This window comes from Guptibacillus hwajinpoensis (assembly GCF_001039475.1).
Classification (GTDB): Bacteria; Bacillota; Bacilli; order Bacillales; family Guptibacillaceae; genus Guptibacillus; species Guptibacillus hwajinpoensis.
Window position 1 is genome coordinate 58229 of record NZ_LELK01000009.1, and the last position, 24237, is coordinate 82465.

Below are 24237 nucleotides of genomic sequence, written 5' to 3' on the forward strand. Positions count from 1 at the left end.
GTCCTTCCTTTATACGTGATAGGAAGGTTAAGTGTCATATGGTATGATGTAAACGTTACTCATTTACTGTCAGGTATTATGAAGATATATGGAGGTGTTCCTTATGTGGGAACAATTAACGAGCACATTTTCATTCGCTGCTCTTTGGAGTCCCGTGATTTTAGCAATAGCCATCATTATTGCTGGTTTATATTTACTCCTTACAGGACCTTTAAAAAGTAAATTTAAAAATTCAGCACCTTTTCCTGTTTATAAGAAACTCTTTTTCTTAATAGGTGTATTCATCTTTTACATAGGTTTTGGTGGGCCTTTGTCGTTAATGGGGCATTTATTACTTAGTATTCACATGACAGAAATGGCTCTTGTGTATCTAATCGCTCCACCACTTATGATTGTTGGAACGCCAGCGTGGCTAATTCGCCCGCTATTGAACATTACAATTGTTCATAAACTAGTTAAATTTTTCACTTTCCCGATCATTTCATTACTATTGTTTAATGGATTGTTCTCTTTCTATCATATTCCCGAAATTTTTGATTATTTAATGGTCAATTACACAGCGCAGGATATTTACAAAGTAGCCCTTGTCATCTCAGCATTTGCAATGTGGTGGCCACTTGTTTGTCCTGTACCTGAATATGATACACTATCAGGCGTAAAAAAATTAGGATATATCTTTGCAGATGGCGTACTCCTTACACCCGCCTGTGCCTTAATTATTTTTGCAACCACACCTCTTTACGCAACATACACAGACCCAACAGTATGGGCGAATGCAATGGGGTATTGTGTTCCAAACGGCACCATTGTCTCACCAGCACTCTTTGATCAGTTCAAACCGCTCGGCATCATGGAAGATCAGCAACTAGGCGGTATCATCATGAAAATCATCCAAGAACTATCATACGGAACAGCACTCGGCTACATCTTCTTCCAATGGGCAAGAACAGAACGCCAAAAAGACGACGAAGAACTACAATCAGCAGAATTCAGACTTAATGAAATCTAGAAAAGCGGAAACGAGCGTTTAGAAACGGAGATATTGGAACTCTTGAATAGGAACACGGTCTTTGTGTTCCTGTAAAAGAGTGAAATATCGCAGTTTCTGCGAGTTGCAGCTGGATCACGAAAAGCGGAAGCGCCCGTTTAGCCTCGACAAGCGCTGGAGCCTTACAAAAAGAACACGGTCTTTGTGTTCATTTTGTAAGGTGAAGCGATCGAGAGGCTGGGCGCTGCAGCTGGATCACGAAAGGCGGAAGTGGCCGTTTAAGTCCGACAATCCTTAGATTCATCAACATCATATCATCACCCAAAAGCCGTGAAGCTCGATTCACGGCTTTTTCTATGGTTATTTAGAAAAGCGAATCAAAATGAATCGTACAAAAAAACCAACCGCTACGCCAACTGCAATGCCCAATATTGGAATAAATGTAGGCGGTATCCAAAAACGATAGGGAATTGTATTAGAATAAATTACGCCTACAGTTGAAAAATACGCCCCAGTCACGAAAGGCAAAGTTAAGAATACTGGCGGATTTTGTCCACTCTTTTCGATCGCCCTTAGAAAACTTTCGTATATGGCAAACATATAAACACATGGATAGAACATGGCCCATTCATAGTTAGTAACCAGAACTGCCTCATTTGCCTTTCCCTGAAAACTATAGAGAATATTCATGTTTAAGCTCGATTTAACATTTATCACGAATTCTAACAAAATAAAAAATGCACCTCTTATGTACATCTTATTAATGATTTGTCCGAATCCGGGAAATGCAATACTCCAAAGCAGAACCTCAAACGGATAAATTTTCTTCATTACTTCACCACCGCATCTCCTCTTCTTACCTTCAGTTGTACTTTTTCCATATTTATGGAATCCAATTCGAGCTACATGGAATTATTTTCAGAAGTAGTGATTTTCATTTTGTCTCATACTACAAATAAGATGAAAAGAAAGGAGATCGACCAGTGCTGACTACTGATCAACTTAGGTCCTTTAAGAAAATTATCCAGAATCGAATAAATGAAGTTAAACACGAGTTACAAACAAACGACGATTTTGGCGTTTCTCAATCATTTGTTCAACATTCTACAGGCGAGCTTTCAAATTATGACAATCATCCAGGTGATACAGCTACTGAGTTATACGAGCGCGAAAAAGACAGCTCTTTAAGTGAACATATGAAACAAGAATTAACAGAATTAACTAGTGGCCTGCAAAGGATTGGAAGTGGTAAATACGGTGTCTGCTCAGTATGTGGAGGTGACATCGCTGTTGAAAGACTGGTTGCAATTCCAACAGCATCAACGTGCATTGAACATAGCCCTTCTCAGAATACATCGCACGATAGACCTGCTGAAGAGAGCACACTTAACCCTCCATTTGGTAAATATGTAAATGACACAAAAGATGCGAATTTTTTTGATGCAGAAGATTCATGGCAACGAGCGGCTAGGTATGGAACCTCAGAAACGCCTTCTGATTTCAATGAACAACAAATGAGTTATGACAGTATGTACATTGAATCTCATGAGCCGTACGGTTATGTTGAAGAAATCGAAACTTTCCTTTCCGCTGATCTTGAAGGCAAGCCTACTGGCGTGGTTCCAAACAAAACTCATGAACATTACGAAGCCGAGCTTGATGACTATGAAGAACAAGTGAATAACGGAACGATTGAAGACACTGATCTAAAATTTTGAACAAAGTGAGCCCCGACCATAAATGGTCAGGGCTCTTCTCTACATTTCTTCAGGTGCATGCAGTCCGAGCAACCTCAGTCCTTCAGTAAGGACAATTGAGACAGCAGACACTAGCTTAAGTCTTGCATTCATATGTGTCTTATCGTCCAGTATGCGAGTTTGACCATAATATTTGTTAAACGACCGAGATAGATCAAGCACATATTTGGCAACTTGAGATGGGTCATATTCTTTCACTGCTCGATCTACCGCCATAGGAAATTCATTGAGACGAGTTATAATAGGCCAGGCTTCTTTATCAACGATTATGCTGCTATTCTTCTCACTTTGAAATTGACCTTTACGAAGAATAGAACATGCCCGAGCATTTGTATACTGCACGTAAGGACCAGTCTCTCCTTCTACTCGTAGCATGTCTTCTAGTGAAAAATCAATGTCGTTTCGTCGATCATTTTTTAGGTCGTGAAACATGACAGCGCCGACGCCTATTTGTTCGGCGATAATCTGTTTATTTTTCAGTAATGGATTCTTTGTGTTAATATTTTCTTTCGCAAGGGCGATCGCTTCTTTTAAGACCTCTTCAAGTAGAACGACTTTTCCTTTTCTAGTAGACATCTTTTTACCGTCTTTTAACATCATTCCAAACGTAATGTGATGCATTTGATCAGCCCACTCATAGCCCATCTTCTTTAACACTTTAAAAACTTGCTTAAAATGAAGACTTTGTTCATTCCCGACTACATAAAGCGCTTGATTGAAGCCATACGTCTCATAACGGTAAAGAGCAGCAGCTAAATCACGAGTAGCGTATAGCGTTGCCCCGTCTTTCTTTTTAATTAAACAAGGTGGGAGGTGATCATCAACCTCTACTACCATAGCACCTTGAGATTCAGTAAGAAGCTCTTTCTCTTCAAGAAGCTCTACAACACACTGCATTTTATCGTTGTAGAATGCTTCTCCATTTGTAGAATCGAACGTGATTCCCATTAATTGATAGATGCGATTGAACTCTTGAAGAGATTCCTCTCGAAACCACTTCCATAAAGCCACCGCATCTGGATCCCCTTCTTCTAGGGATTTAAAAGCTTTTCGTCCATCATCTAGAAGAGATGGAGTTAAATCCGCCTCTTCATGAAATTTAATATAGAGGGCAAGCAATTCTTTTATTGTATTTTGACGCACTTGAGCTTCATTTCCCCATTTACGATACGCTGTAATGAGTTTACCAAACTGTGTTCCCCAATCACCTAAATGATTAATTCGAACTGGGCGATAGCCACTCTTTTCAAGAATAAGAGCTAATGCATTTCCGATAACAGTCGAACGCAGATGACCCATAGAGAAGGGCTTTGCAATATTCGGCGATGATAAATCGATTGTAACAGCTCCACCTTTTCCCAAATTGGAAGTTCCGTAATGATTCCCCTCTTGTAAGATCTTTCTCACAACTTCATAAGCTACTGTTTCTTTTTTTAGAAACACATTAATGTAAGGGCCTACAGCCTCAACTTTTTCGAAATGTGCAGAATGAATTCGAGATGCTATGTTCGCCGCTATTCTTTTAGGTGTTTCACGTTTCATTCTAGCGAGATCAAAACAGGGAAATGCATAATCCCCTAGCTCTTCATGCTTCGGCTTTTCTATTCGTTGAACTATTTCTTCCTTACCTAACTTCTCATCACAAGCAGCATACAATTCTTGTGCAAATAAGTTTATATACTTCACTTCCTGACCTCCTTAAATATTTAACCTGATCATACAAAAAATCTCCGTCTCTAAATAAGAGACGGAGATTAACCCGCGGTACCACTCTGGTTGCTCGCTAACGAGCCAGCTTTACTCGATAACGGCGAGTCCGACTGATCCTACTTCATTCAGAACAGTGTCTTGAAAGTCCGGTTCATGTTTGCTCAGTTGCCGGGCTCCCACCATCCCCGAATCGCTTCATTCTGTTACAAACATTACTCTCTTTCGCATAGACGATACATAATATTAGTACTCATTATAAACATTTATACTGAATAATCAATCATAACTTTCTACTTTCACCTAAAAAGTTGGTTATGTTAATGAACAGTGTTGATTTTTGGCTCATTCGAGTGAAATAGCCAAAAAGTTAATAAAACAAGACATGGAATTATAACTATTGATTTACAAAATAGGGCGAGATACATAACATTTCGCTATTGTTACCAAACTAAAGAATAACTAAGGACAATAAAAGGAGAATGCGAAGTGAGACGTGGTACACGGAAACCCTATCGAAATAAACCATATCAAATTCCCACTTCTGCTGAATCCTATCAATCATTTTTCACGGTCGAGGAAAACAAACAGTATTTGTCAGATGCCTTCTATCAAACAGATGACCTTAAATTCAGAGAAGTGGTTCTCAAAGATGTTAAATGCATCATTTGTTATTTAGACCCATTGACTAGCGAGGATAAGCTACAAAAAACAATTATTAAACCTTTATTGGAACGAAACGAACTGAACATAGAGAAGATCGTTACTTCGAAAGAAATACGTATCTCGACTAATCTTCATGAGGCGGTCTCTGGTCTTACGAAGGGTTTTGCCGTTTTTTTGGTAGATGGAACCCAACATTTATATATACTTGAAGCTTTTGCAGGCGAGTCTAGAGCTGTAACCGAGCCAGTAAATGAGCAAGTCGTACGAGGCTCTCATGAGGGCTTCGTTGAGAATATCATGCAGAATTTACAAATGTTACGTCGCCGAATTGAGAATCCGAATCTAGTTGTTAAATTTTTCAAAGCAGGCAAAGCGACAGATACGAAAATAGCCATCGCCTACATACAGAATCTTGTTAACCCGGATTTAGTTGCTGAGGTTGAAAGACGGATTAATGCTATAGAAGCAGATTCGATTCAAACACCTGGGTATGTAGAAGAGTTTATCGAAGACGAACCTTTCTCCCCTTTTCCACAAATGCTTAGCACAGAGCGTCCTGATCGATTAACAGCGCATATTACCGAAGGAAGAATTGGTGTTTTTATGGAGGGCAGTCCCTCTACTTTAATCATGCCCGTAACTTTTTTTGCTTTCTACCAATCACCTGAGGATTACAATAGCCGTTGGTATATTGGCACCGTCTTACGGTTGATCAGAATTACGAGCTTTATATTTGCACTTGCCTTACCGTCTGTCTACATTGCAACCGTTTCATTTCACTCTGAAATACTACCTGCCGAACTCATTCTAAATATCAAAAGTTCTCTAGAAAATGTTCCTTTTCCACCTTTAATTGAAGCATTGATCATGCAAATTACACTTGAATTGTTAAGAGAAGCTGCAATTAGGCTGCCTAATCCGATTGCACAAACAATTGGTATTGTAGGCGGTTTAGTTATTGGAACAGCTATAGTAGAAGCGAATCTCGTTTCAAACATGATGATCATTATCGTAGCCTTGACCGCTATCTCGTCCTTTGCTGTTCCTTCTTATGAAATGAGCATGTCCATTCGATTACTTGGCTTTCCTTTAATGCTGTTATCTGCAACTTTTGGATTCATCGGACTTGTATTTGGATTATCGATGATCTTAATTCACCTTTGTGGGTTAGAAACATTCGGCACACCTTATTTCTCTCCACTTGCACCATTTCGTTTCAGTGAGTTAAAGGATTCAATTATTAGGGTACCAAGGTGGCTTCTTGGAAAACGACCAATTGATGTTCATGCTCAAGAACAAAGACAGGAATGGTTCTCAAGAAGGTGGAAACGCAATGAAGACGAATAACACGATTCACTCTACACAATTGTTTTTTATTATTTTCCAAACTCAGGTAGGCGTTGGCGTGCTTTCTCTACCAACTTCCCTTTATTCGGGGGCCGGAGCGGATGGATGGATTACGCTTATATTAACAGGCGCAATTATCCAAGGGGTCATCTACATTCTTTATCTTTTAAGCAATCGATTTCCATCTTCAACGCTATACGAATTTGCTCCAAAAATTGTTGGGAAGTACATCGCATTTGTTCTTTCGTTACTTTACATCGCATTTGCCATCTCGACAGCCGTTATTGTATTGGAACTATTTGAAACAACCGTTAAAACATGGGTTCTATTTCGTACACCGATGCTAGCGATTTTATTACTTCTCACTCTAACAGGAACGTACCTTGCTGTAGGCAAACTTAAGGTAATGGGTAGATTCTATCAAATTGTTTCTATTCTCATCGTCCCGCTCGTCATAATGGCTGCTTATACATTAAAAGATGCCGATTTGCGCTATATATTACCCATTGGTGAAAACGGATTTGGTACAATCCTTAAAGCAACGCAAAAAGGAATCGTTTCAATGCTTGGATTTGAAGTTATCCTTTTTGTATATCCTTATGTACAAGATAAAGGGAAAGCTGCTTTAAAAAGTGCATCATTAGCCAATCTAGCTGTAACAAGCTTATATGCTTTTCTAACTTTCACCACGTACGTTTTCTTTAGCCCAAAACAACTCGAGATGATTCCTGAGCCAATCGTCTATATGTTGAAAGGCGTCTCTTTCATCATTGTTGATCGAGTAGACTTACTTTTTCTTTCGATTTGGATCATTTCAGTTATGACTTCCTATGCTTCTTACTTGTATATTGGTGGAATAGGAATACAGTATCTCACTAAAAGAAAGAAAACAACTGGCCCCATAATCATTGTCGCTATTGTTTCACTCATTCTGTCTACGTTTACGCATGATCGTTATACGATAGAGACGCTATCTAGTTATCATGCAAACGCGAGCTATTTCTTTGCGCTAGGAATTCCAATACTACTCTGGATTATCAGTGTTATTACGAAGAAGAAAGAAGGTGCGGCATGAATCTGAAGATTGCGCATTACATTCTCGTCATTTGTTGTACCCTTACCTTAACCTCATGCTGGGATCAAGAGCTATTAAAAAATTCTAAGATAGTATATGGAGCTGGGTTTGATTATGAAAGTAATAACATGATACGTACAACCTTCGTTGTTCGAAACCTTGGTGTTCCCGTTAGTCAAGGAGGCGTCTATTCCAATCGCGTCGTGTCTGTAGTAGGGCCGTCTTCACGTGAGACTCGGTTACAAATGGATCGTCTCATCTCAAAGCAATTGAGTGCATCAAAGAATCAGCTACTACTTCTCGGTGAAGAAGTAGCCAAACAGAATATCGATCATATGCTTGATATTCTGTTCAGAGATCCCAAAAGTCCACTAGATGCGCGAATAGCAGTTGTTGAAGGACGAGCTTTAGATATATTTAACCTGGATCATATCGGAGACACACTTATCGTAGAGTTTACGACGGATCTAATTAAAGGAGCAGAGAATAAAACGGAAGCAACAAAAATGACTGTTGAGAAAGCATTTCGGTATTCCTTAGACGAAGGTCAGGATTATGCTCTCCCTTATATTAGTTATAACGAAGAGGCAAGTAGCCCTGAGTTTAATGGGTTAGCTCTTTTCCACGAAACCACCTATACAGGGACGACTTTACCACCTAGTGATGCGAAGCTACTCCTATTAATGAACAATGAAAGTAGCAATAAAACCAGTATTGTGGAGTTTCTTGATAACGATCCAAACAATGAATTCCTAACAAATACAGTAACAATAAACGTACGAAATGATTCAGTAGAAAAAGATTATTCTATTAAGAATAATCTTTTGGAGAAAGTGACGATTAATCTTGAACTAAGAGGAAACATCGAAGAATATCCACAGAACAACCTTAAAGAAAAAAGCCAGCTGACTGACATTGCCGATGATTTATCCAAACGTTTAACCGTAAGAGCAAACGAAATCCTTAACAAGTTGCAGGAAGCTAACTGTGATTTTCTCGGAATTGGTCGTGATCTGAATGCCTACCACCATAAGGCATGGAACGCAAAAAGATGGGAGAAAGAATATAAAGAAATCAAGCTAGAAGCAAAAGTGAAGGTAGACATAGACGAAACAGGCATAATTAAATAAAACGCGAAGAGTGACTACACTCATTCGCGTTCTATTCGTTCCATCTCTTCAATTGTCGGTTGCTTACCTCCATACCAGGAGTAAACGACGTTATATACATCACCTTCACGTACGAGGTTCCAGCTCAGTTCATCTTCCATTTCGAGCTCTTTTGCTTCACCTTCCCCTTCAGGTTGTACAAATACATAGAAATGGTGATCGATGCTTTCCTTTTTAATCACTTCACCTCGCTCAATATGCTCTTCATGTACATACGTGTACCTTCCAATTGCAAAAATACTAATTAGTACAATGATACTTCCAATTGCGATATTTAATAGTCTTTTTCTATTCATAGTGCCTCCGTCATTAAGTTGATTAGTTATAAGGTACCACAAATTTGATTTGTTTAACAAAATAACAACTGTATGTTTAGTGAGATTTTCACACGGGTACCCCTAATATAAGAGACATTATAAGGAGGAGTTACAAATGGCTAAGAATTCTCAATACCAACCAATACATGAGAGCGGATTTTCATTAAGTGACGCTCAAGAGGTAGCATATGCGAAGGAATTTAAGAAAGCAGATATTGCAGGTGGCATTCGTAAGCCGAAAGTAAAACGAGCTAAAAGCGAAAACCCTGATCTACTCAAATAAATTATAAAAAAAGCCGTGCTCTGCACGGCTTTTTTAATGGCTCTTTTTCTAAAAGGTTGTTTGTTTTGAAACGATTTTCGTAAAAGAACCTGACTTCGCTAATTTATGAACTTTATTAGTTCGTTTTTCTCACAAATGCTTCGTACCCCTTTTGCTTGAGTTCTTCACATAGTTTCTCCGCCTTATCTTTAGCATAATAAGCTCCAGATTGAACGACATAAAGTGAATTCTCAACACCTCTACTATACTTAACAGCGGCAAGTGCTGCTTCCTCTGCCAATTGGAGACGAAAAGAACGTATGCTTAACTTCTTCATATCAACAGCCGAATCTAGAAAGCCATATTCGACAATGATCGTCTCGACAGATCCAGTTAAGCGATGCATGTAATAATAATCTCCAGCTTCTCCTTTTCGAGAAAACACTCGTCGCACTGGCATACCTGCTTCCATTAATGCATCAGCTGCTTGCTTTGCCAACTTACTTTTTGAATAAATCGATTGGATAACTTCTGCTCCACTTCCTCCACCAGCGTTATAATGATTACTAATGCAAACCTTGGCACCAGATTGTTTTACAAGAGCTGCCCTCCTCTCTGGTGGTAATAGCACATCCCTATCCCTTGTCACCTTACACTGTATCCCTAATTTCCTCAGAAAGTGATACTGATGTAACGATACTTCAAGTGTCCAATCTTTCTCGGTTACACCATGCCCATTTGCTCCTGGATCTGCTCCACCATGACCAGCATCAATAATAATCATTAACCATCGCTCCTTCTTTTCGCATTTAATTCTTTTCTAATCTTGTTAAACAATCTTCCTTATCTTATATATCGATTGGAAAGAAGAAAAAGGGGCATCGATCATAATTTTTTTACAAGCTGTTGATTCTAGAATGGAATATGCTACAAAATAAGACGACTTTAGCTATACGTACAAGTTGTCTTGTTTTATGATCCTGCGGGACTAGCGGGACAGGTGATACCCCACAGGCGCAATGTTTATGTGCGCGGAGGAGGCTCACCGCCCACCCCGAGGAAAGCGAGCATCCTGGAGCGGAAATCCCCCCACTCCTATATCAACAATGCTTACGAAAACAGCGTTTAGAAAAGAGCCTATTTTATTGACGAAGCAAACTAGTTAGGTTACCATCTAATTAGGTTTTAATCTAATTAGATGGTAGGGGGTAGTACATGCAGTTAAATAGATTAGTCAATTTTCATAAAACGCTCGGTGATCCAACTCGAATTCGAATTCTTTCATTACTCGCGACAGGTCCTCTCCATGGACAAGCGATAGCAGGCAAACTTGGGTTAAAAGCTCCAACCATCACTCATCATATGACTAAATTAAGAGATACTGGCATTGTTTATCAACGAAGAGATAAGAATACGATCTACTACTACATCGACGAGAAGAAATTACGTTCTTATTCTGAAGCCTTGCCTAATATGCTTTACCAACCGAACTATGACAAGGAGGACGATTCAATGAAAATGCACTCCGTAGTGAATAATTTCATAGCACCAGACGGTACGTTGAAGCATCTTCCTTCTCAACGTAAGAAAAAAATCATTATACTAAAGCACTTAATAAATGGATTAGAACGCGGGAAAAAGTATCCTGAGAAAGAAATAAATGAATACATCAAAAAGTTCCATCCTGACTTTGCGACCATTCGTAGAGAATTTATTATTAATCATTTTATGTACCGCGAGAATAACATCTACGAATTAAATCCAGAAGAAATGTGGGCAACGATTGAATAAAAACACAATCAGTGATTGTGTTTTTATTTCGTTCACCCCCTCCATTTTTCCCCTCAATATAACAGGTTACTTGAACAGTATTTCCACTACGATTGATAAACTGATTCATTTACAAGAGCTCACCCACCTATAAATTCAAATCGCATATGTACTTCTCATTCTTTCTTATTCCTCTTTTATAGCCTCTACAATTTAGAGACGATATTATCTCCTAAAGATTTTTACCTGTGATGAATTGTCTTCCATAGGAATACGCTTCTAATAGCGGACTTTTGAAAGGAGGATACAGGATGAATCCCTCACTTTCCCTTGAGACGATTCGGAAAACAGAAGGAATTAAACGGCTTGAGAAGCATGTTAAAACACTTATTCAGCATGATAAGAAATCGGCTGCTGCACATCTCAATGATGAAAGTCTTACCTATTCAACCCTTTACATTCTTTCGTCTACAATTCGTGAGAATGGATTGAATAAGTATCTTTCAGATCGGAATAAAGTAGCTCTTGCTATCCAACAAGATATATTGGCAAAGGAACGTACACCTTCAGCCCCATTTCCTTATTCTATCTGTGATCTCCCCCAATTCGTACAATCCGTTCTCAGATGGATGGTCGAAACAGGATCGGCTGATCAATTGAATGCCAGATATCGTCTTGTTATTGATCGATCAGCAGGATTGCTTACAACGATATACCAGGACCCTACTGATATCCCTCTTGTTTCAGAACTGCTATTTAAAAGAAACGACGATCATCATTCTACTCATTACTTAACATGTGCGTATTTCTCATCTAGAAACTTTTCAAGCCTCCTCCCAATAGGTGAAAAGTTGCAATCTCCTTCTCAAAAACAAGTAGCTTTTGCAAGTGAGCTTCTCCACTTTATTTCTGGTCTTGAAGATAGTACCGATCGTTACGCTTATTTTAGAGCTTGGTATGAAGAAAACCTTCCATATCTTTGTCCCAATGAGAATAACTACGAAATGACTGCAGAACTGTCACCATATGTTGTTGATCATTATGCAAAATATAAAGAGCAGCGCACCACTCAATCAAGTGAACGACATGAAGATCTAACATTCCAAACACTTTCAGAAAACTTGAAAGTGAATTTAGCAGATTTCTCATACAAATTACGAAGGAATTCTCGAGAGGAATGGAAGGAATGGATGAGGCAACCTCTTGATGCTCAGATTAGGTTGATTGAGGAGGTTCAAGATGATCATCATAGGAGGTAGCCAAAAAAAGAAGGAAGAAATTATGAACGCAGGCTTACAAAGTCCCCTGGAACAGACGATTCTTACCGTCATGTACGATAGCCATTTCAACTATTCTTTTCGAACGTTTGATGCGTTGTTTTTTGAAGTTCGGTTTCGAGTTGCAATCATAGATAGCTCGCGAGAACTCTATTATAGCGGTGTGCAATTTGCTGACTTCTATCGTTCACGCTGCAATCCAATGTTTTGGAAACTGTTCCCCGATGGTGCCTTTCAACTTAAAATGGGTGTTCCAGCTTCTGAAGCTATTCTCGATATCTACAGAAATGGAAGGCAATACGCATTCGAATGCGCTACGGCAATGATCATCATTTTATACCGAGCAACGATCAAGATGGTTCCTCCTGAACAATTTAATCGCTTGTTTGCTAACATTCGTTTGTGGGGATGGAAATTTGATCAAGATTTACAGATCGTGCATAATGTCCCTCCAGATTATCTACCTGGTGATATTCGTTATGTCAAAAACCCAGATGTAAACCCGCTAACTCCAGAGTGGCAAGGTGAGAACGTTGTTGACTTAGGCGATGGGACTTTTTTTGGGCACGGACTAGGGTTTCGATCACTTGAAGGAATGATTGAAGCTCTTGCATTAAGAAGACGTCCTGGCGCCACTCGAATGCCCTATTTAATGGTTCCTGCAACAAGGCCTGGCTTTTCTTATCTATACCAATTTACCCTGCCTCGATCTGAAGAAAATAGACGAATCATTCTTTTCGATGAGAGTCTTAAACGCTCAACTCTTTCAGTCGAAGATTATGAAACAAATCAAAGTGAATGGATTAAGAACTATATTACAGTTCGCTTTCCTATTCCATAAACATGTCGATTCGGGCTTAGCTCATCGTCATCCGCCCTCTACACCCTCATTTTCTGTGCATATGCTATAGAAAAATGGTGGTGAGTGTAATCAATGCAGACTTTTCCAGTGCTTCATACAAAACGACTAACGTTAACAGCTCTAAAGTCAGAAGATCGCGATTCACTACTTTCGATCTTCTCAGACCCTCTTGTTACTTATTATGACGGCGGGAAAGTGATGAAGACAGCAACACAAGCCCAACACTATATTAGTGCATTTAAAGATGTAACTTCCATTTCGACAACGAATACAATTCGGTGGGGGGTACGGCTAAAGGAATCGATGGATCTAATTGGAACAGCTGGCTTTCAGAATTGGGACCGAACTTCTTCCAAGGCTGAAATGGGTGCAATCCTTTCAAGAGAATTCTGGAGAGATGGCTATGGGCTAGAAGCAGCAAAAGCAGTCATTAACTACGGCTTCCGCCACATGCATCTTCACAAAATATATGCTCAAACCATTGAGAATAATCACGCTGCGGTTAAGCGTCTTGAACAACTCGGTTTTCAAAAAGAAGGAACTTTTAGAGATCATGTCTATTTAAGAAAACAGTACTATCATGTTCTTGTTTATTCCCTTTTTCAGTAGAAAACGCTCCTTCCGGGTACCCAGAAGAAGCGTTTTATTATGCTGTCTTTTTTGGTGGAGGAGACAAAAATGCAGCAAGGGTCCCAAGGATAGGGAAAATCAATATGATCAAAAGAATTTCGGTATAGCCGCCAAAAACATCATACGCGATCCCAAACGGTAGCGGTCCAAAAGCGGAGCCGATAACCATCGTTGTCGTGGCAATACCTTTAATACTACCAAGATGCTCTCTTCCGAAATAATTCGGCCAAATAATATTAAGTGTTATCCGTTCAATACCACCAATGATTCCCCACAGAACCGCGAATCCAATTGCAAGAATATACGTATTCACCTGTGTAAGTAATAAGATAAAAATGATCTGCCCTATAAATGACAGCCCTAATACGATATGTACGTTCACTCTTTCAAGAATAAAACCTGACACCATTGTAACAGGAAAACCAACTATAGCCATGATACTTAGAATTAGGGCTGCGGTGCTACCTGGCACTCCCTGTTCTCCTAGAATGGAAAATAAGTGAAAAGTTAGCCCCGTATTCACAAGGGCAGGGATACTCACACAAAAGAGAATAAACCAGAAAGCTCTTGTTCTCATCGCTTCTTTCACTGTCCAATTTGTTTCAAAACCTTCTTCCTCGTCCTCTTCATCCATCTTCTCTTCTTTACGCTCTGCTAATCTCTTTTTAGAAACAGCATTATCTGGTAGAAGTCCAATGTCTTCAGGCTTATTTTTAACAAGAAAATAGACTATAGGAAGTAAAATAAGTACGAGTGCTGAGCCCAGTATTCTCCATGCATTTTCCCAACCATACGAAGCGATCAACCACGTGTTTAATGGAGGAAAAGACGCTGAACTTAAGAACCCACCAATCGCCATAAAACTAAGAGCACGCCCCCGTTTAACGACAAACCACTGCGGTACAAGCGTATTGGGAATTAAGGTCATAGATCCCTGTCCGAATAAACGCAACATGAAAAAACCAATAAATAACATCACTGGACCAAGTACAAAGCTATTCCAAAAGCAAGCAATTGCGAGCAATGATCCGATGATCAGCATCATTCGCCTTTGACCATACTTATCTACCATTCTCCCAACAATAAATAATAATAGACCCGCTGCAAGAGTAGCTGAAGAATAAATACCAGATACGAGAGATCTACTCCATCCAAAGTCTTGAATATAATAATCAATAAAAACAGATACCGCATAAGTTTGCCCAGGACCTGAGAAGAAAACACCTACTGCAGCCGCTAGAACAATATACCACCCATAGAAAAAAGGCGAGTTTTTATGCAACGAAGATTGCCCCATCCAAAAACCCCTCTCAAACTGTAACTAAATTCCATTCTATCGAAGAACAGCACAATACTGAAACACTTTGCTTCATTTTAAGTTTACAAGATCACTTCTAATTATCAATTAAGTTAAAGTAGCTCTACCCCTTTTTGTAATCTTACTGTAACCTTTTAATTACTAATCTCGTGTTGTTAGGTAGGAGAGAGGGAGGGTTGTAGAATGGATAACGTTTTTGACCGTTTGTATGAGCATTACCACACGAACTTATTTCAATTTATTTTCTATATGGTTAAGAACCGCGCAGTAGCTGAAGAATTAGTTCAAGAAGTCTATATTAAAGTGCTTCGTTCTTATCAAAATTACGAAGAACGGAGCAACGAAAAGACCTGGCTTCTAGCCATTGCTAGAAATGTAGCCATTGATTACTTACGAACTCATAACAGAAGAACTTCTAGATGGCTAAGTAAATTCGATTTCAATAAACAACAAACAGAAGATAACGCTCCACTACCTGATGAGATATTAGTTCAAAAAGAAGAGGTTCAGGGAGTCTACAAGTGTTTGAGAGAATGTACTTTAGATCAACAACAGGTTCTCATTCTTCGTTACATTCAAGAATTATCTGTCAATGAAACAGCTGAAATTCTTAATTGGAGTGTAAGTAAAGTGAAAACCACTCAGCATAGAGCCATAAAAGCTCTTCGTGAACTCGTTGACGATAAGACCACTAGCCAATTAAAGGGGGTATTATAATGAGTGATAAAACAAAATCACTGCTTTCCCAACTACCAGAACTGAAAGATCAAAGAAATAAAGAAACCATCTATCAAAATATCCAGAAAAAAATGAATGAACCTACACAGTCACGAACAAAGAAAAAGAAGAAAAGAACACCATGGATTATTCCGACATTCGCAGCAGCGCTTGTGATTCTACTGGCTGCTCTCATTACACCAGGGTTATTCAATCAAAACGACGGTCCTACTAATCTTGCAATTACAGAGCAATCAAACGAAAATAATCAATCAGCAGACTCTGCTACACCTAAAGACGATTCACAGCCTGAAGACGCAACCGAAGCACCATCAGATTCTTCAAATGATTTAGCAGCAAATACAACAATCGTGAAAGAAGAAGATCCACCATTACCTAAAGCAAAGACGGAATTTGATTATTATATACCAGCTCTCCAACAAACGGATGGTGAGAGCGTCGTTCTTTCATATCCAGATCCAGAGAGTTTGCTTCTCGTCCCACTTACATTTGAAATTGATAGCAGTAAAGCAATGTCAGAAAACATTCGAGACATCCTTTCTACATTCGATGCATCACAATACGGTTTAGAAAGCTCACCATTAGTCAATGCAACATTTGAAGTGGTAACGAAGAATGAAACCAAAACGCTAGTTGCTAGTTTCAATGAACCTGGTAACAGTCTTTCTTCAAATGAATCAATAATGATCAATGATAGCGTCCAGCGACTTGCTACTAGTCTAAATGCTGATGAAATAAACTGGCAAACAAACGGAGAAGAAGGCTATAGCTTAGGGAATTTCGGACCACCTGACACGTCCGTTAACACTAAACCTTCTCCTTACTATCTTTATGAAACATCTACAGAAAACCGATTCCTTGTAGAAGGTCCCGCTCTTAATGAAGAAGGAGCTCAGCTGGATGTGGCCCTCTCCCAAATGAAAGAAGGCTCACCAGAATCTACTTGGTACAAATCAGCATTTCCTTCTGATGTATCCATCTATTCTTTCGAAGGTGACGGAACTGAAGCGACAATCGCCTTTACAAAAGACAGTAAATTCCAATCAGAAGAAGAAGCGATGCAGACAATCGAAGCCATTATGCTTGCAGCATCTCAGTATAATTACAAGACCATCCTCTTTGAGAACACAGGATTCGATCAAATTGGAAACTATTCACTTAACGAGAAACTCTCTGTTCCCCAATCCCCAAACGCAGTTCAACTAAAGTAAAAACACACAAAAACACCCGGCTTATGTGCCGGGTGTTTTCATTACCTTGTTATTTCATCTACAATCTCAGCAGCTGACATATCCGATTGAAGCTCATATTCCCCCGGTTGAACAGCTGTCTCCTTATTCATATCCTGAAGCGTATCAATAAAGTCAGCTGATTTCTTAACTAGTTTCTGATCTACAAGACTTTGAGCAACTTCTAGACTAGTACTACCTTCATTGATCGTAAATGTTACTTTCTTAGGTTCGTCCGATTCAGATTCTTCTTCTTTCTCTTCTTCGGACTCTTTATCATCCTGCTTTTGTTTATCAGTCGTGATCTTTTGCTCATTTAGAGCATCATATTCTTCTTTCTTCAGCATAACCATACCGTTTTCTTCAAGACGTTGCTCTACAGCAGCATCGGTCAGCTGATTTTCTTCTTCAGCAGTCACGTTTGAGAACATGAAATAATATGCCGTCAGAAGAATAGCAGCGAACAAGAGACCTGCAGCAATTCCTTTTGCTTCTTGCTTACTCATTGTGACTACCACTAACAGATTTTGTTTTGCTTTCAAGCATTTCCGTTCGCTGTTTCACTGTTTTTAACTCTCTCATCAAATTAATGTAAACATCATCAACTTGACCTTTTACCTCTTTAGCATAGTCCTTAACGAAATATGAGTAAATAAAGAATCCAAGTGAACAGGCAAGTAAAACAAAGATAATTAACAACATAACGTTTCCCCCTATTAGATTACTTTCGTTCTCTCTATGTATTGCACATAATTTTTATCCATTTAATTGATTCGAATAAGCGTACTCATTTTTGTCGTTTTAAATACAAATAAACTAGAAAAACCGACATAAATCGACCTTTTCTAGTTTACCGATGTTTTATAAAATTGGCAATAGGAACTCAGTGGAAATCTAGTTCCAGCTATTCCTGTATTAAATGGATAAAGTGATAGAGAATTCTCGCTGTCATTCCCCAAATCACATAGTCCTTATAGTAATAGAAAAACTCTGGCATCGCTGAAGATGACCAGTTATACTCTTCCCCATTCGGGATAAGATGAAAGGGAAAGCTTTCATCTGGTTTCACATGTACGCGAATGTCATGACGTTCAGGAGGATGATGAATAAAATGACTAAGCGGAACGGTAAATACTTCTTCTACCTCATCTGGATTAGAGGATAGCTCTGTTCCTGCTTTAATATTACCTACAAATGGATAAACAATGGATTGAAACGACGTAACGAGAAAATCCAGTTCTCCCGTTATGCTTACCTCATTCTCCAACACACCAAGCTCTTCACACGTTTCCCTTATTGCTGCATCCATAGGACTATTATCTTGACGATCGACCTTGCCTCCTGGAAAACAAACTTCGCCAGGCTGTCTTCTAAGAGTATGGGCTCTCACTTCAAACAAAACATGAAGCTCATCATTTTTCTCGATTAAAGGTAGGAGTACAGCAAATTTAAAAAAACGTTCGTTCCCGAGTACTCCTGCGTCTCTGCCATGTATTTTAGAATTAATATCTACTAACGATGGCTTCATTCTATCTAACTCCTTCTATACGAATATGCTATTACTCTATTATACGTTATAAAAAGCAATTTATCCCCTTCAAGACATTACCCCTAACAGTAGAAGGTATTTTCTGAATTAATTATGGTGATTCTGTAACCATATGCACACTTATACCGTCTACCTAATAAAGGAGTGATTAAATGGTAAAGTATTTTACAGTAGGAACGATTGTCCTCCTTATGCTTTCGGGTTGTGGAGAGGAGAATTCATCGATGAACACGAACAATAACACAAGTGAACAGGTATCTGGTTCCTCTGGAATTGTAGCCGGTTCTATGGAGCCCTCCCTTACGTTTGAAGAACAAGAGAATGGCACAGCAACTTTCCTTTATACGATACAGAATCAAACGGAACAGGTTCAAACAATCACATTACCAAGTAGTCAGAAATACGAATACAAGCTTTATAATGAAAAAGGTGAACACCTTAAAACGTACTCCGCTGACAAAAGTTTTGTTAAAAAAGAAGAAGTCCTTAAAGTTAAACAAGCTGAGATTCTAGAATATCCAATCACGATTGATCAACTTTCTAAAGGCACCTATACATTAGACGTTTGGTTAGCTACTGAAGGAGCAGGAGATTATAAGAAAACCATCAATTTTACGATTGAGTAAACAAAAACAAGTTGGCCGATGACATCTGGGCCAGCTTGTTTTTGTTTTGCATAATAACTCTCACTTAGATGATTGGAGCAACATGTCCGCGACTCAAAAATGCTCACCGCTCCATTTCCACACCTCTTCAAGGTAGTGTTTGGACAGAGTTTGATAATAAGCTCCCTGAACAGAAAGCGCGGAAGAAATTAATAGTTTCTCGATATCCTCCCTTTGACTGAGCGTTAGGTGGTTAAAAATGATTGTTAACGCTCTTGCTTTCTCTGTAAAGTCATTCTTCGATAAATTTAACTCAGAATGAATCGCTTCGAAAAGCTCAGCATAAGCCGTATAGAAAATGACAGGATCAATTAAATCATCATTTCGATCAGCTGGATTATTAAAAGCATAGCGCAGTAAAAGACGTATGCTCTCAAAGTCATGAGTGTTCTTTAAATCCTCAACGATAAATAAAATAGCGGCTTGTTCTATGGAATATTTTTTACCAAGCTGAGGCGATCCAATCCAATCCTTAATATCTCGCTTCACCCAGTTTTGAACGGCTGTTGAACGGAAACTAGCATACTCCAGTTGATTTCCAAGGCTAACAATTTCATTAATCGATAAACCAAATGCTTCCTTACCTAGTTTAAGTAACTTCCCAAAGATCGATGGTAGCTTAGGTATTATTTCACTTATATCCGCTGAATTTCTTGATCGGTTACATGCTGTTTCTATAACCTGAAATGGTGCTTCTTGATTCCGTATCGCTTGCAACAATGATCCCATTTCTGTTCTTGTTAAATAAAATCCACTCATCGTACACCTCTACATTTAAGGTCATTTGAACTTATCGTATAGCTTATTTATGGAAATTTCAAGAAGGATAGGCTAAAGTCCTCATATTTGGGCACTTATCCTGAAACATAATAGGAACTGAATGTGATATGGGTGAATATCCTGTGTTGTGTAAAGGAGGAATTACTCATGAACATGTACGGCAATCACATGCCTAATCCAGGTGTACAGGGTGCTATGCAGGGTAACATGCCTAATCAGGCTGTCCAAGGTGCTATGCAAGGAATGCCTAATCAAGCTGTTCAAGGTGCTATGATGGGTAATATGCCTAATCAAGCCGTTCAAGGTGCTATGCAAGGTAACATGCCTAATCAAGCTGTCCAAGGTGCTATGCAGGGTAATATGCCTAACCAAGCCGTTCAAGGTGCTATGATGCATGGTAAAGAAAAAGAGCTTAAAGGCGATATGAAAAAATTATGTAACCATTACAGTCACTACCATGCCAAAGTTAAAATGCAGGATGGAATGGAGTATGAAGGTATTATAATGGATTCTGATGATGAACATATGTCAATGATCATCCCTCAAGAAGTTGAAGAAGATGAAGGTCCGGATATGAACAGGCAGTATGGAAGATATCGCTACCGTAGATTCGGTCGATTTTTCTTTCCATTAGCTGGTATTGCCGCTTTAAGTCTAATCCCTTACTATCGCCCATACCCGTATTACCCTTACTATCCGCCATATTATTACTAACAAAAAAGGAAGCCAACAAGGCTTCCTTTTTTGTTCAATCCCTATCTCAAACTAGATCGATACTGCTAATTTACCAAATTGATTTGCATCACTTAGATGCTTAAATGCTTTCTCGATCTCATTTAATGAATACGTTTCATCAATGACAGGCTTAATCGAATGATTAGCTACAAATTCTATCATTTCATTAAACTCCTCTGCACTGCCCATCGTTGATCCAAGTAAGTTGTATTGGCCATAGAAGAAAGAACGCAAGTCAAAATCAATTGAGTCTCCTGTTGAGGAACCGAAAATGACTAGAGTCCCTCCTCGTTTCAATAAACTGAGTGATCGATTAAAGGTGGCAGCTCCCACACTTTCAATCACGAGGTTAACGTGTTCATTTTCAGCTACTTTAGCCCAGTCTTCGTCATTCGAAAGAGCTTTGTGAGCTCCGAGTTTAAGTGCAGCTTCTCTTTTCTCTTCACTTCTTGAACTAACAATGACTCTCGCACCGGCTGCTTTCGCAAATTGGAGAAGAAATGTCGCCACTCCTCCACCTATTCCCGGAATAAATACGGTTTGATCACTTTTAAGCTGACCTCTTGTAAATAAAGCACGAAACGCCGTTAAACCCGCGAGACCAATAACAGCTGCTTCCTCAAACGATAACGACTCAGGCTTTAACACAGCATTCTCAGCTGGTACAACAATTGTTTCTGCAAACGTACCATCACCAGGGAATCCAACTATTTGAAACCCTTCTGGTGGAATCGCTGAATTTTCTCTCCAACCAAGTCCAGGATTAATAACCACATGATCGCCAACTTTTACATCTTTCACTTCACTACCGACTTCAATAACGATTCCTGCTCCGTCAGAGCCTAGAACAACATCTGGTTCAGAAGCATCGTGTCTATCAGGAATAAATAGGTCGCGATGGTTAAGACCTGAAGCCTTTAGTTTGATCTTCACTTCTCCATTTGATGGCGACTTTTCATTCAATTCATCTCGAAGAGCTAGTCCTTCATTTCCAGCATAGCCTCCATGAACAAATCCTTTCATATGTATTCTCTCCTTTCACTTCCTTACATACATTCAAAATCAAGTGCTAGTACTTCTGTCATGCCAATTTCTTTAAGATATGCAACAACGTCTTGATGGGCTGGATGAGGACCATATGCCTCTAAGGCTTCCTTTGATTCAAAACGAACGGTTAATCCACTTTCAAAGCCCTGGCTTCTATCAGAAAAGTTAGTTCCAGCTTGAATATCGACAATTCCCGGAATCTTGTCCTTTACCTGAATTAGTCTGCTCATCCCTTCTTCTTTCTGTTCCTTTGTTGTTTCATTACTAAACTTAAATAATACAACGTGTTCGATCATAGAAACTCCTCCTTCTCTTTTCCTTATTTATACACAAAACAGCGCCCAGAAACAAATCCAAGGCGCTGTACACTTTAATTTATTTACTAATCCATGTATACTCCTGGCCCCAGCTATCTAGAGCCATGGACTTCACATTTGAGACGTTCTCTGCCTCTACTGCGTAAGCATCTCCCTGTTCATAAGGATTGTAGTGAAATGCGTATAACCTTGATGTAAATTCATCGAATGGCAACGAACTTTCACCAGGAAGTTCTCCATGATCCATCACTGTACTTTCGATACCTTGACCCCAGTTTTGCGAACCATCATTGTTCGGATTATAGAAATAGACTCGATATTCTCCATCTGGGCTTTTTGCGATTCTTTGAATCGAAACTGCATGGAAACCAAGCATCTTCCCATGAACGTTTGTAATGAAAATGCCAACGGGGTTTGGGTAGATTAGTTCATAATCATCATTGTACTCAGGATGATGTGTAGCATAAAACAGTCTTACAAACCCTGGATAATCGGTTACACTACCTGTTATCGGTTCGATAACTGTACTGAATCCTTTTTGTACCCAATCGCCATAAAAAGCTGGATTAACCCAGCGGTGCCCATCTTCTCCTCTAAGAGCTACGCGGCTCATCATTTCGCTGTAAATACGATCAAGATGCGGTACGAGGACAAGCGATACAGGATCAAGCTCTGGATGTAGATCTGGTGCAAGACCTCCATGAAGATCTTTAGAGTGAATTTGAACACCTTCAAACACCATATCAATGTCCCCATCACGTGCAGCTCTAGGAATAATCTCTAGTAAATATCCTGGCGCGTGTTGAGCCCATAGACTGATTCCTCTCGCTGCCTGACAAGTAGGGTTAAGACCCTGTCCAACGCCAAGAGGTTGACCAAGGACACTAATCACTCCAGCAAGCAAAATGCTGTTTGCTGTTAGCCCCTCTCCTTCTCCTACTGTTTTGAAGAGAGCACTTCTTACCTCAGGTCGTATATCCAGTTCAATCAATCGCCTTAATCCCGGCATGACAGGGGATGCAGATAATACCCCTCTTTCAAGCAATAGAGCAAGACCGTACACCGATTGGCATGTTGAAGGGAAAAGAGCTACCTTTATAAGCTGGTGTACGAGTTCAGCGTGCTCCTCAAGATTTGCCTTCCCTTTACTAGTTAGCTGCAATAAGACAGGAAGAAGGTGTGGAGATTTACGACTCAAAAACCTTGCTAGAACGCTATGCTGTGGAGAGCAAAGCCCTGTTTTTCTCATTGAAATCCCAAGTGCTTCACTCTCTTTACGCAACTCTTCAGTGGAAAGTGCCATCAGCTGTTTACGATAATCATTGGGTAACGAATGATCACTACTTAACTGTGAAGGCCCTTCTATCGAAGCAATATACTGCTCAAGAACTTCAGCTTGAGTTCCACTTGTTTCGGTTTTCAACATTTCTTTAGCCATTCTTATCATTGAAACAGTCCGTTTCACTGTAATAGGGCGTTGAGCGGTTAACCGTTCAATTTCATAGATAAGTGTTTCTGAAAGCGCGCTTGAAGAAAGATACTGTGAAATAAATCGAAACAGCCTCTGTGCTTCAACTGTGTTTTCCTTTTTCTCAATTCGAGACGCTTCCGAGGCATCTGGGAAAAGCAGATCAAGGTTCAATGCCATAACTTCATTTAAGAAGTCCATTGCCATCTCCTGTGATACTTTAGGATGATTCATTTTTCCTTCTGCAATGGCTAACATACGCAAATCGCTGAGCATTTCAATAACATACGGAAGACCTTTCGCCTGCAAAGAACCGGCTACTAGTGGGGCTTGCAGCTTCGATGCATCTTCCCATGGACCGTCCTGGAAAACCCCTGCATCATCTAATCGGTGTGCGTATTGATATAGCACTTCTAGTCCCTCTTCGGTTTCAAGGAGACGGTTCGCTTCTTGATATACATCTGTTTGATAACGCGACTTCGCATAAGAAGCCGCTTCTTCTAGACGTGTCAATGAGCGGGAAAACCTTGCAATCTTTCCTTCTGTTACTTCAGATGGCATGCT

The 24237-nt window shown here is 39.5% G+C and carries 26 protein-coding genes and 1 other annotated feature; of the genes, 14 read left to right on the forward strand and 12 right to left on the reverse strand.

Annotated elements, in window-relative coordinates:
• Positions 1-103 precede the first annotated feature (103 nt).
• Entirely contained in the window at positions 104-1009 is a 906-nt protein-coding gene (gene ctaG / locus AB986_RS18560; protein WP_053216256.1) for a cytochrome c oxidase assembly factor CtaG, read from the forward strand.
• Positions 1010-1348: 339 nt separating this feature from the next.
• On the opposite strand, the gene AB986_RS18565 is transcribed toward ctaG, so the two are convergent.
• Positions 1349-1819, reverse strand: a complete 471-nt coding sequence (locus tag AB986_RS18565) for a hypothetical protein (RefSeq protein WP_048313116.1) — start codon at positions 1817-1819, stop codon at positions 1349-1351.
• 152 nt (positions 1820-1971) lie between these two features.
• Between AB986_RS18565 and AB986_RS18570 the strand changes: the two genes are divergently transcribed.
• Positions 1972-2706, forward strand: a complete 735-nt coding sequence (locus tag AB986_RS18570; protein ID WP_048313117.1) for a TraR/DksA C4-type zinc finger protein — start codon at positions 1972-1974, stop codon at positions 2704-2706.
• A gap of 39 nt (positions 2707-2745) precedes the next feature.
• Here AB986_RS18570 and argS read toward each other — a convergent pair whose 3' ends face one another.
• Entirely contained in the window at positions 2746-4431 is a 1686-nt protein-coding gene (argS, locus tag AB986_RS18575) for an arginine--tRNA ligase (RefSeq protein ID WP_048313118.1), read from the reverse strand.
• 54 nt (positions 4432-4485) lie between these two features.
• Positions 4486-4692 (reverse strand) — a binding site (T-box leader).
• A gap of 249 nt (positions 4693-4941) precedes the next feature.
• Between argS and AB986_RS18580 the strand changes: the two genes are divergently transcribed.
• The 3 genes from AB986_RS18580 to AB986_RS18590 are packed head-to-tail and all read left to right on the forward strand — an operon-like array spanning position 4942 to position 8670.
• Entirely contained in the window at positions 4942-6465 is a 1524-nt protein-coding gene (locus AB986_RS18580; protein WP_236690417.1) for a spore germination protein, read from the forward strand.
• Positions 6452-7540: a GerAB/ArcD/ProY family transporter gene (locus AB986_RS18585; protein ID WP_053216257.1), complete on the forward strand. Its 1089-nt coding sequence runs from the start codon at positions 6452-6454 to the stop codon at positions 7538-7540. The genes AB986_RS18580 and AB986_RS18585 overlap by 14 nt, the downstream gene beginning before the upstream one ends.
• The gene (locus AB986_RS18590) at positions 7537-8670 is read left to right on the forward strand and encodes a Ger(x)C family spore germination protein (protein ID WP_048313119.1); all 1134 of its coding nucleotides are present in this window, start codon (positions 7537-7539) and stop codon (positions 8668-8670) included. Before AB986_RS18585 ends, AB986_RS18590 begins: the two co-directional genes overlap by 4 nt.
• A 20-nt stretch (positions 8671-8690) precedes the next feature.
• Here the strand turns inward: AB986_RS18590 and AB986_RS18595 are convergent, their stop codons facing one another.
• Positions 8691-9005: a hypothetical protein gene (locus AB986_RS18595; RefSeq protein ID WP_048313120.1), complete on the reverse strand. Its 315-nt coding sequence runs from the start codon at positions 9003-9005 to the stop codon at positions 8691-8693.
• Positions 9006-9141: 136 nt separating this feature from the next.
• Here AB986_RS18595 and AB986_RS21915 point away from each other — a divergent pair, with 136 nt between their 5' ends.
• A complete protein-coding gene (locus AB986_RS21915; protein WP_084006653.1) occupies positions 9142-9309 on the forward strand; it encodes a YfhE family protein in 168 nt (55 codons plus the stop codon).
• A 115-nt stretch (positions 9310-9424) separates the two neighbouring features.
• Here AB986_RS21915 and AB986_RS18600 read toward each other — a convergent pair whose 3' ends face one another.
• Positions 9425-10072, reverse strand: a complete 648-nt coding sequence (locus tag AB986_RS18600) for an N-acetylmuramoyl-L-alanine amidase (RefSeq protein WP_053216258.1) — start codon at positions 10070-10072, stop codon at positions 9425-9427.
• Between the two features lie 431 nt (positions 10073-10503).
• Here AB986_RS18600 and AB986_RS18605 point away from each other — a divergent pair, with 431 nt between their 5' ends.
• The 4 genes from AB986_RS18605 (at position 10504) to AB986_RS21285 (ending at position 13806) form a co-directional block, all read left to right on the forward strand.
• Positions 10504-11079: a DUF2087 domain-containing protein gene (locus tag AB986_RS18605; protein ID WP_048313121.1), complete on the forward strand. Its 576-nt coding sequence runs from the start codon at positions 10504-10506 to the stop codon at positions 11077-11079.
• Positions 11080-11369: 290 nt separating this feature from the next.
• On the forward strand, positions 11370-12317 hold the full coding sequence (locus AB986_RS18610; RefSeq protein WP_048313122.1) for a hypothetical protein: 948 nt from the start codon (positions 11370-11372) through the stop codon (positions 12315-12317).
• Entirely contained in the window at positions 12298-13176 is an 879-nt protein-coding gene (locus AB986_RS18615) for a hypothetical protein (protein WP_053216259.1), read from the forward strand. Before AB986_RS18610 ends, AB986_RS18615 begins: the two co-directional genes overlap by 20 nt.
• Before the next feature lie 93 nt (positions 13177-13269).
• Positions 13270-13806 (forward strand): GNAT family N-acetyltransferase, encoded by a 537-nt coding sequence (locus tag AB986_RS21285; protein WP_053216260.1) that lies wholly within the window; start codon positions 13270-13272, stop codon positions 13804-13806.
• Between the two features lie 37 nt (positions 13807-13843).
• On the opposite strand, the gene AB986_RS18625 is transcribed toward AB986_RS21285, so the two are convergent.
• The gene (locus AB986_RS18625) at positions 13844-15124 is read right to left on the reverse strand and encodes an MFS transporter (RefSeq protein ID WP_048313123.1); all 1281 of its coding nucleotides are present in this window, start codon (positions 15122-15124) and stop codon (positions 13844-13846) included.
• Positions 15125-15328: 204 nt separating this feature from the next.
• On the opposite strand from AB986_RS18625, the gene AB986_RS18630 reads away from it, so the two are divergent.
• Together AB986_RS18630 and AB986_RS18635 are read left to right on the forward strand one after the other, a co-directional pair.
• Positions 15329-15862: an RNA polymerase sigma factor SigX gene (locus AB986_RS18630; RefSeq protein ID WP_048313124.1), complete on the forward strand. Its 534-nt coding sequence runs from the start codon at positions 15329-15331 to the stop codon at positions 15860-15862.
• Complete coding sequence (locus AB986_RS18635; protein WP_048313125.1) at positions 15862-17094, forward strand: hypothetical protein; 1233 nt, start codon at positions 15862-15864, stop codon at positions 17092-17094. Before AB986_RS18630 ends, AB986_RS18635 begins: the two co-directional genes overlap by 1 nt.
• A gap of 41 nt (positions 17095-17135) precedes the next feature.
• Here AB986_RS18635 and AB986_RS18640 read toward each other — a convergent pair whose 3' ends face one another.
• From AB986_RS18640 to AB986_RS18650, 3 genes are all read right to left on the reverse strand, one after another.
• Positions 17136-17618 (reverse strand): endolytic transglycosylase MltG, encoded by a 483-nt coding sequence (locus AB986_RS18640; protein ID WP_048313126.1) that lies wholly within the window; start codon positions 17616-17618, stop codon positions 17136-17138.
• Complete coding sequence (locus AB986_RS18645; RefSeq protein WP_048313127.1) at positions 17611-17814, reverse strand: hypothetical protein; 204 nt, start codon at positions 17812-17814, stop codon at positions 17611-17613. The genes AB986_RS18640 and AB986_RS18645 overlap by 8 nt, the downstream gene beginning before the upstream one ends.
• A gap of 202 nt (positions 17815-18016) precedes the next feature.
• Positions 18017-18640, reverse strand: a complete 624-nt coding sequence (locus tag AB986_RS18650; RefSeq protein ID WP_048313128.1) for an NUDIX hydrolase — start codon at positions 18638-18640, stop codon at positions 18017-18019.
• 173 nt (positions 18641-18813) lie between these two features.
• Between AB986_RS18650 and AB986_RS18655 the strand changes: the two genes are divergently transcribed.
• Positions 18814-19287: a BsuPI-related putative proteinase inhibitor gene (locus AB986_RS18655; protein WP_053216261.1), complete on the forward strand. Its 474-nt coding sequence runs from the start codon at positions 18814-18816 to the stop codon at positions 19285-19287.
• Between the two features lie 93 nt (positions 19288-19380).
• Here the strand turns inward: AB986_RS18655 and AB986_RS18660 are convergent, their stop codons facing one another.
• The gene (locus AB986_RS18660) at positions 19381-20085 is read right to left on the reverse strand and encodes a DUF1836 domain-containing protein (protein ID WP_048313129.1); all 705 of its coding nucleotides are present in this window, start codon (positions 20083-20085) and stop codon (positions 19381-19383) included.
• A 168-nt stretch (positions 20086-20253) separates the two neighbouring features.
• On the opposite strand from AB986_RS18660, the gene AB986_RS21290 reads away from it, so the two are divergent.
• Positions 20254-20820 carry a hypothetical protein gene (locus AB986_RS21290; protein ID WP_053216262.1) on the forward strand — a complete coding sequence of 189 codons (567 nt, stop codon included), beginning with the start codon at positions 20254-20256 and terminating at the stop codon, positions 20818-20820.
• 51 nt (positions 20821-20871) lie between these two features.
• Here AB986_RS21290 and AB986_RS18670 read toward each other — a convergent pair whose 3' ends face one another.
• From AB986_RS18670 to AB986_RS18680, 3 genes are all read right to left on the reverse strand, one after another.
• Positions 20872-21864 carry a zinc-binding dehydrogenase gene (locus AB986_RS18670; RefSeq protein ID WP_048313130.1) on the reverse strand — a complete coding sequence of 331 codons (993 nt, stop codon included), beginning with the start codon at positions 21862-21864 and terminating at the stop codon, positions 20872-20874.
• A gap of 23 nt (positions 21865-21887) precedes the next feature.
• Complete coding sequence (locus AB986_RS18675) at positions 21888-22184, reverse strand: Dabb family protein (protein WP_048313131.1); 297 nt, start codon at positions 22182-22184, stop codon at positions 21888-21890.
• A gap of 79 nt (positions 22185-22263) precedes the next feature.
• Positions 22264-24234, reverse strand: coding sequence for a hypothetical protein (locus AB986_RS18680; protein WP_048313132.1), 1971 nt, complete (start codon positions 24232-24234; stop codon positions 22264-22266).
• Positions 24235-24237: the final 3 nt, after the last annotated feature.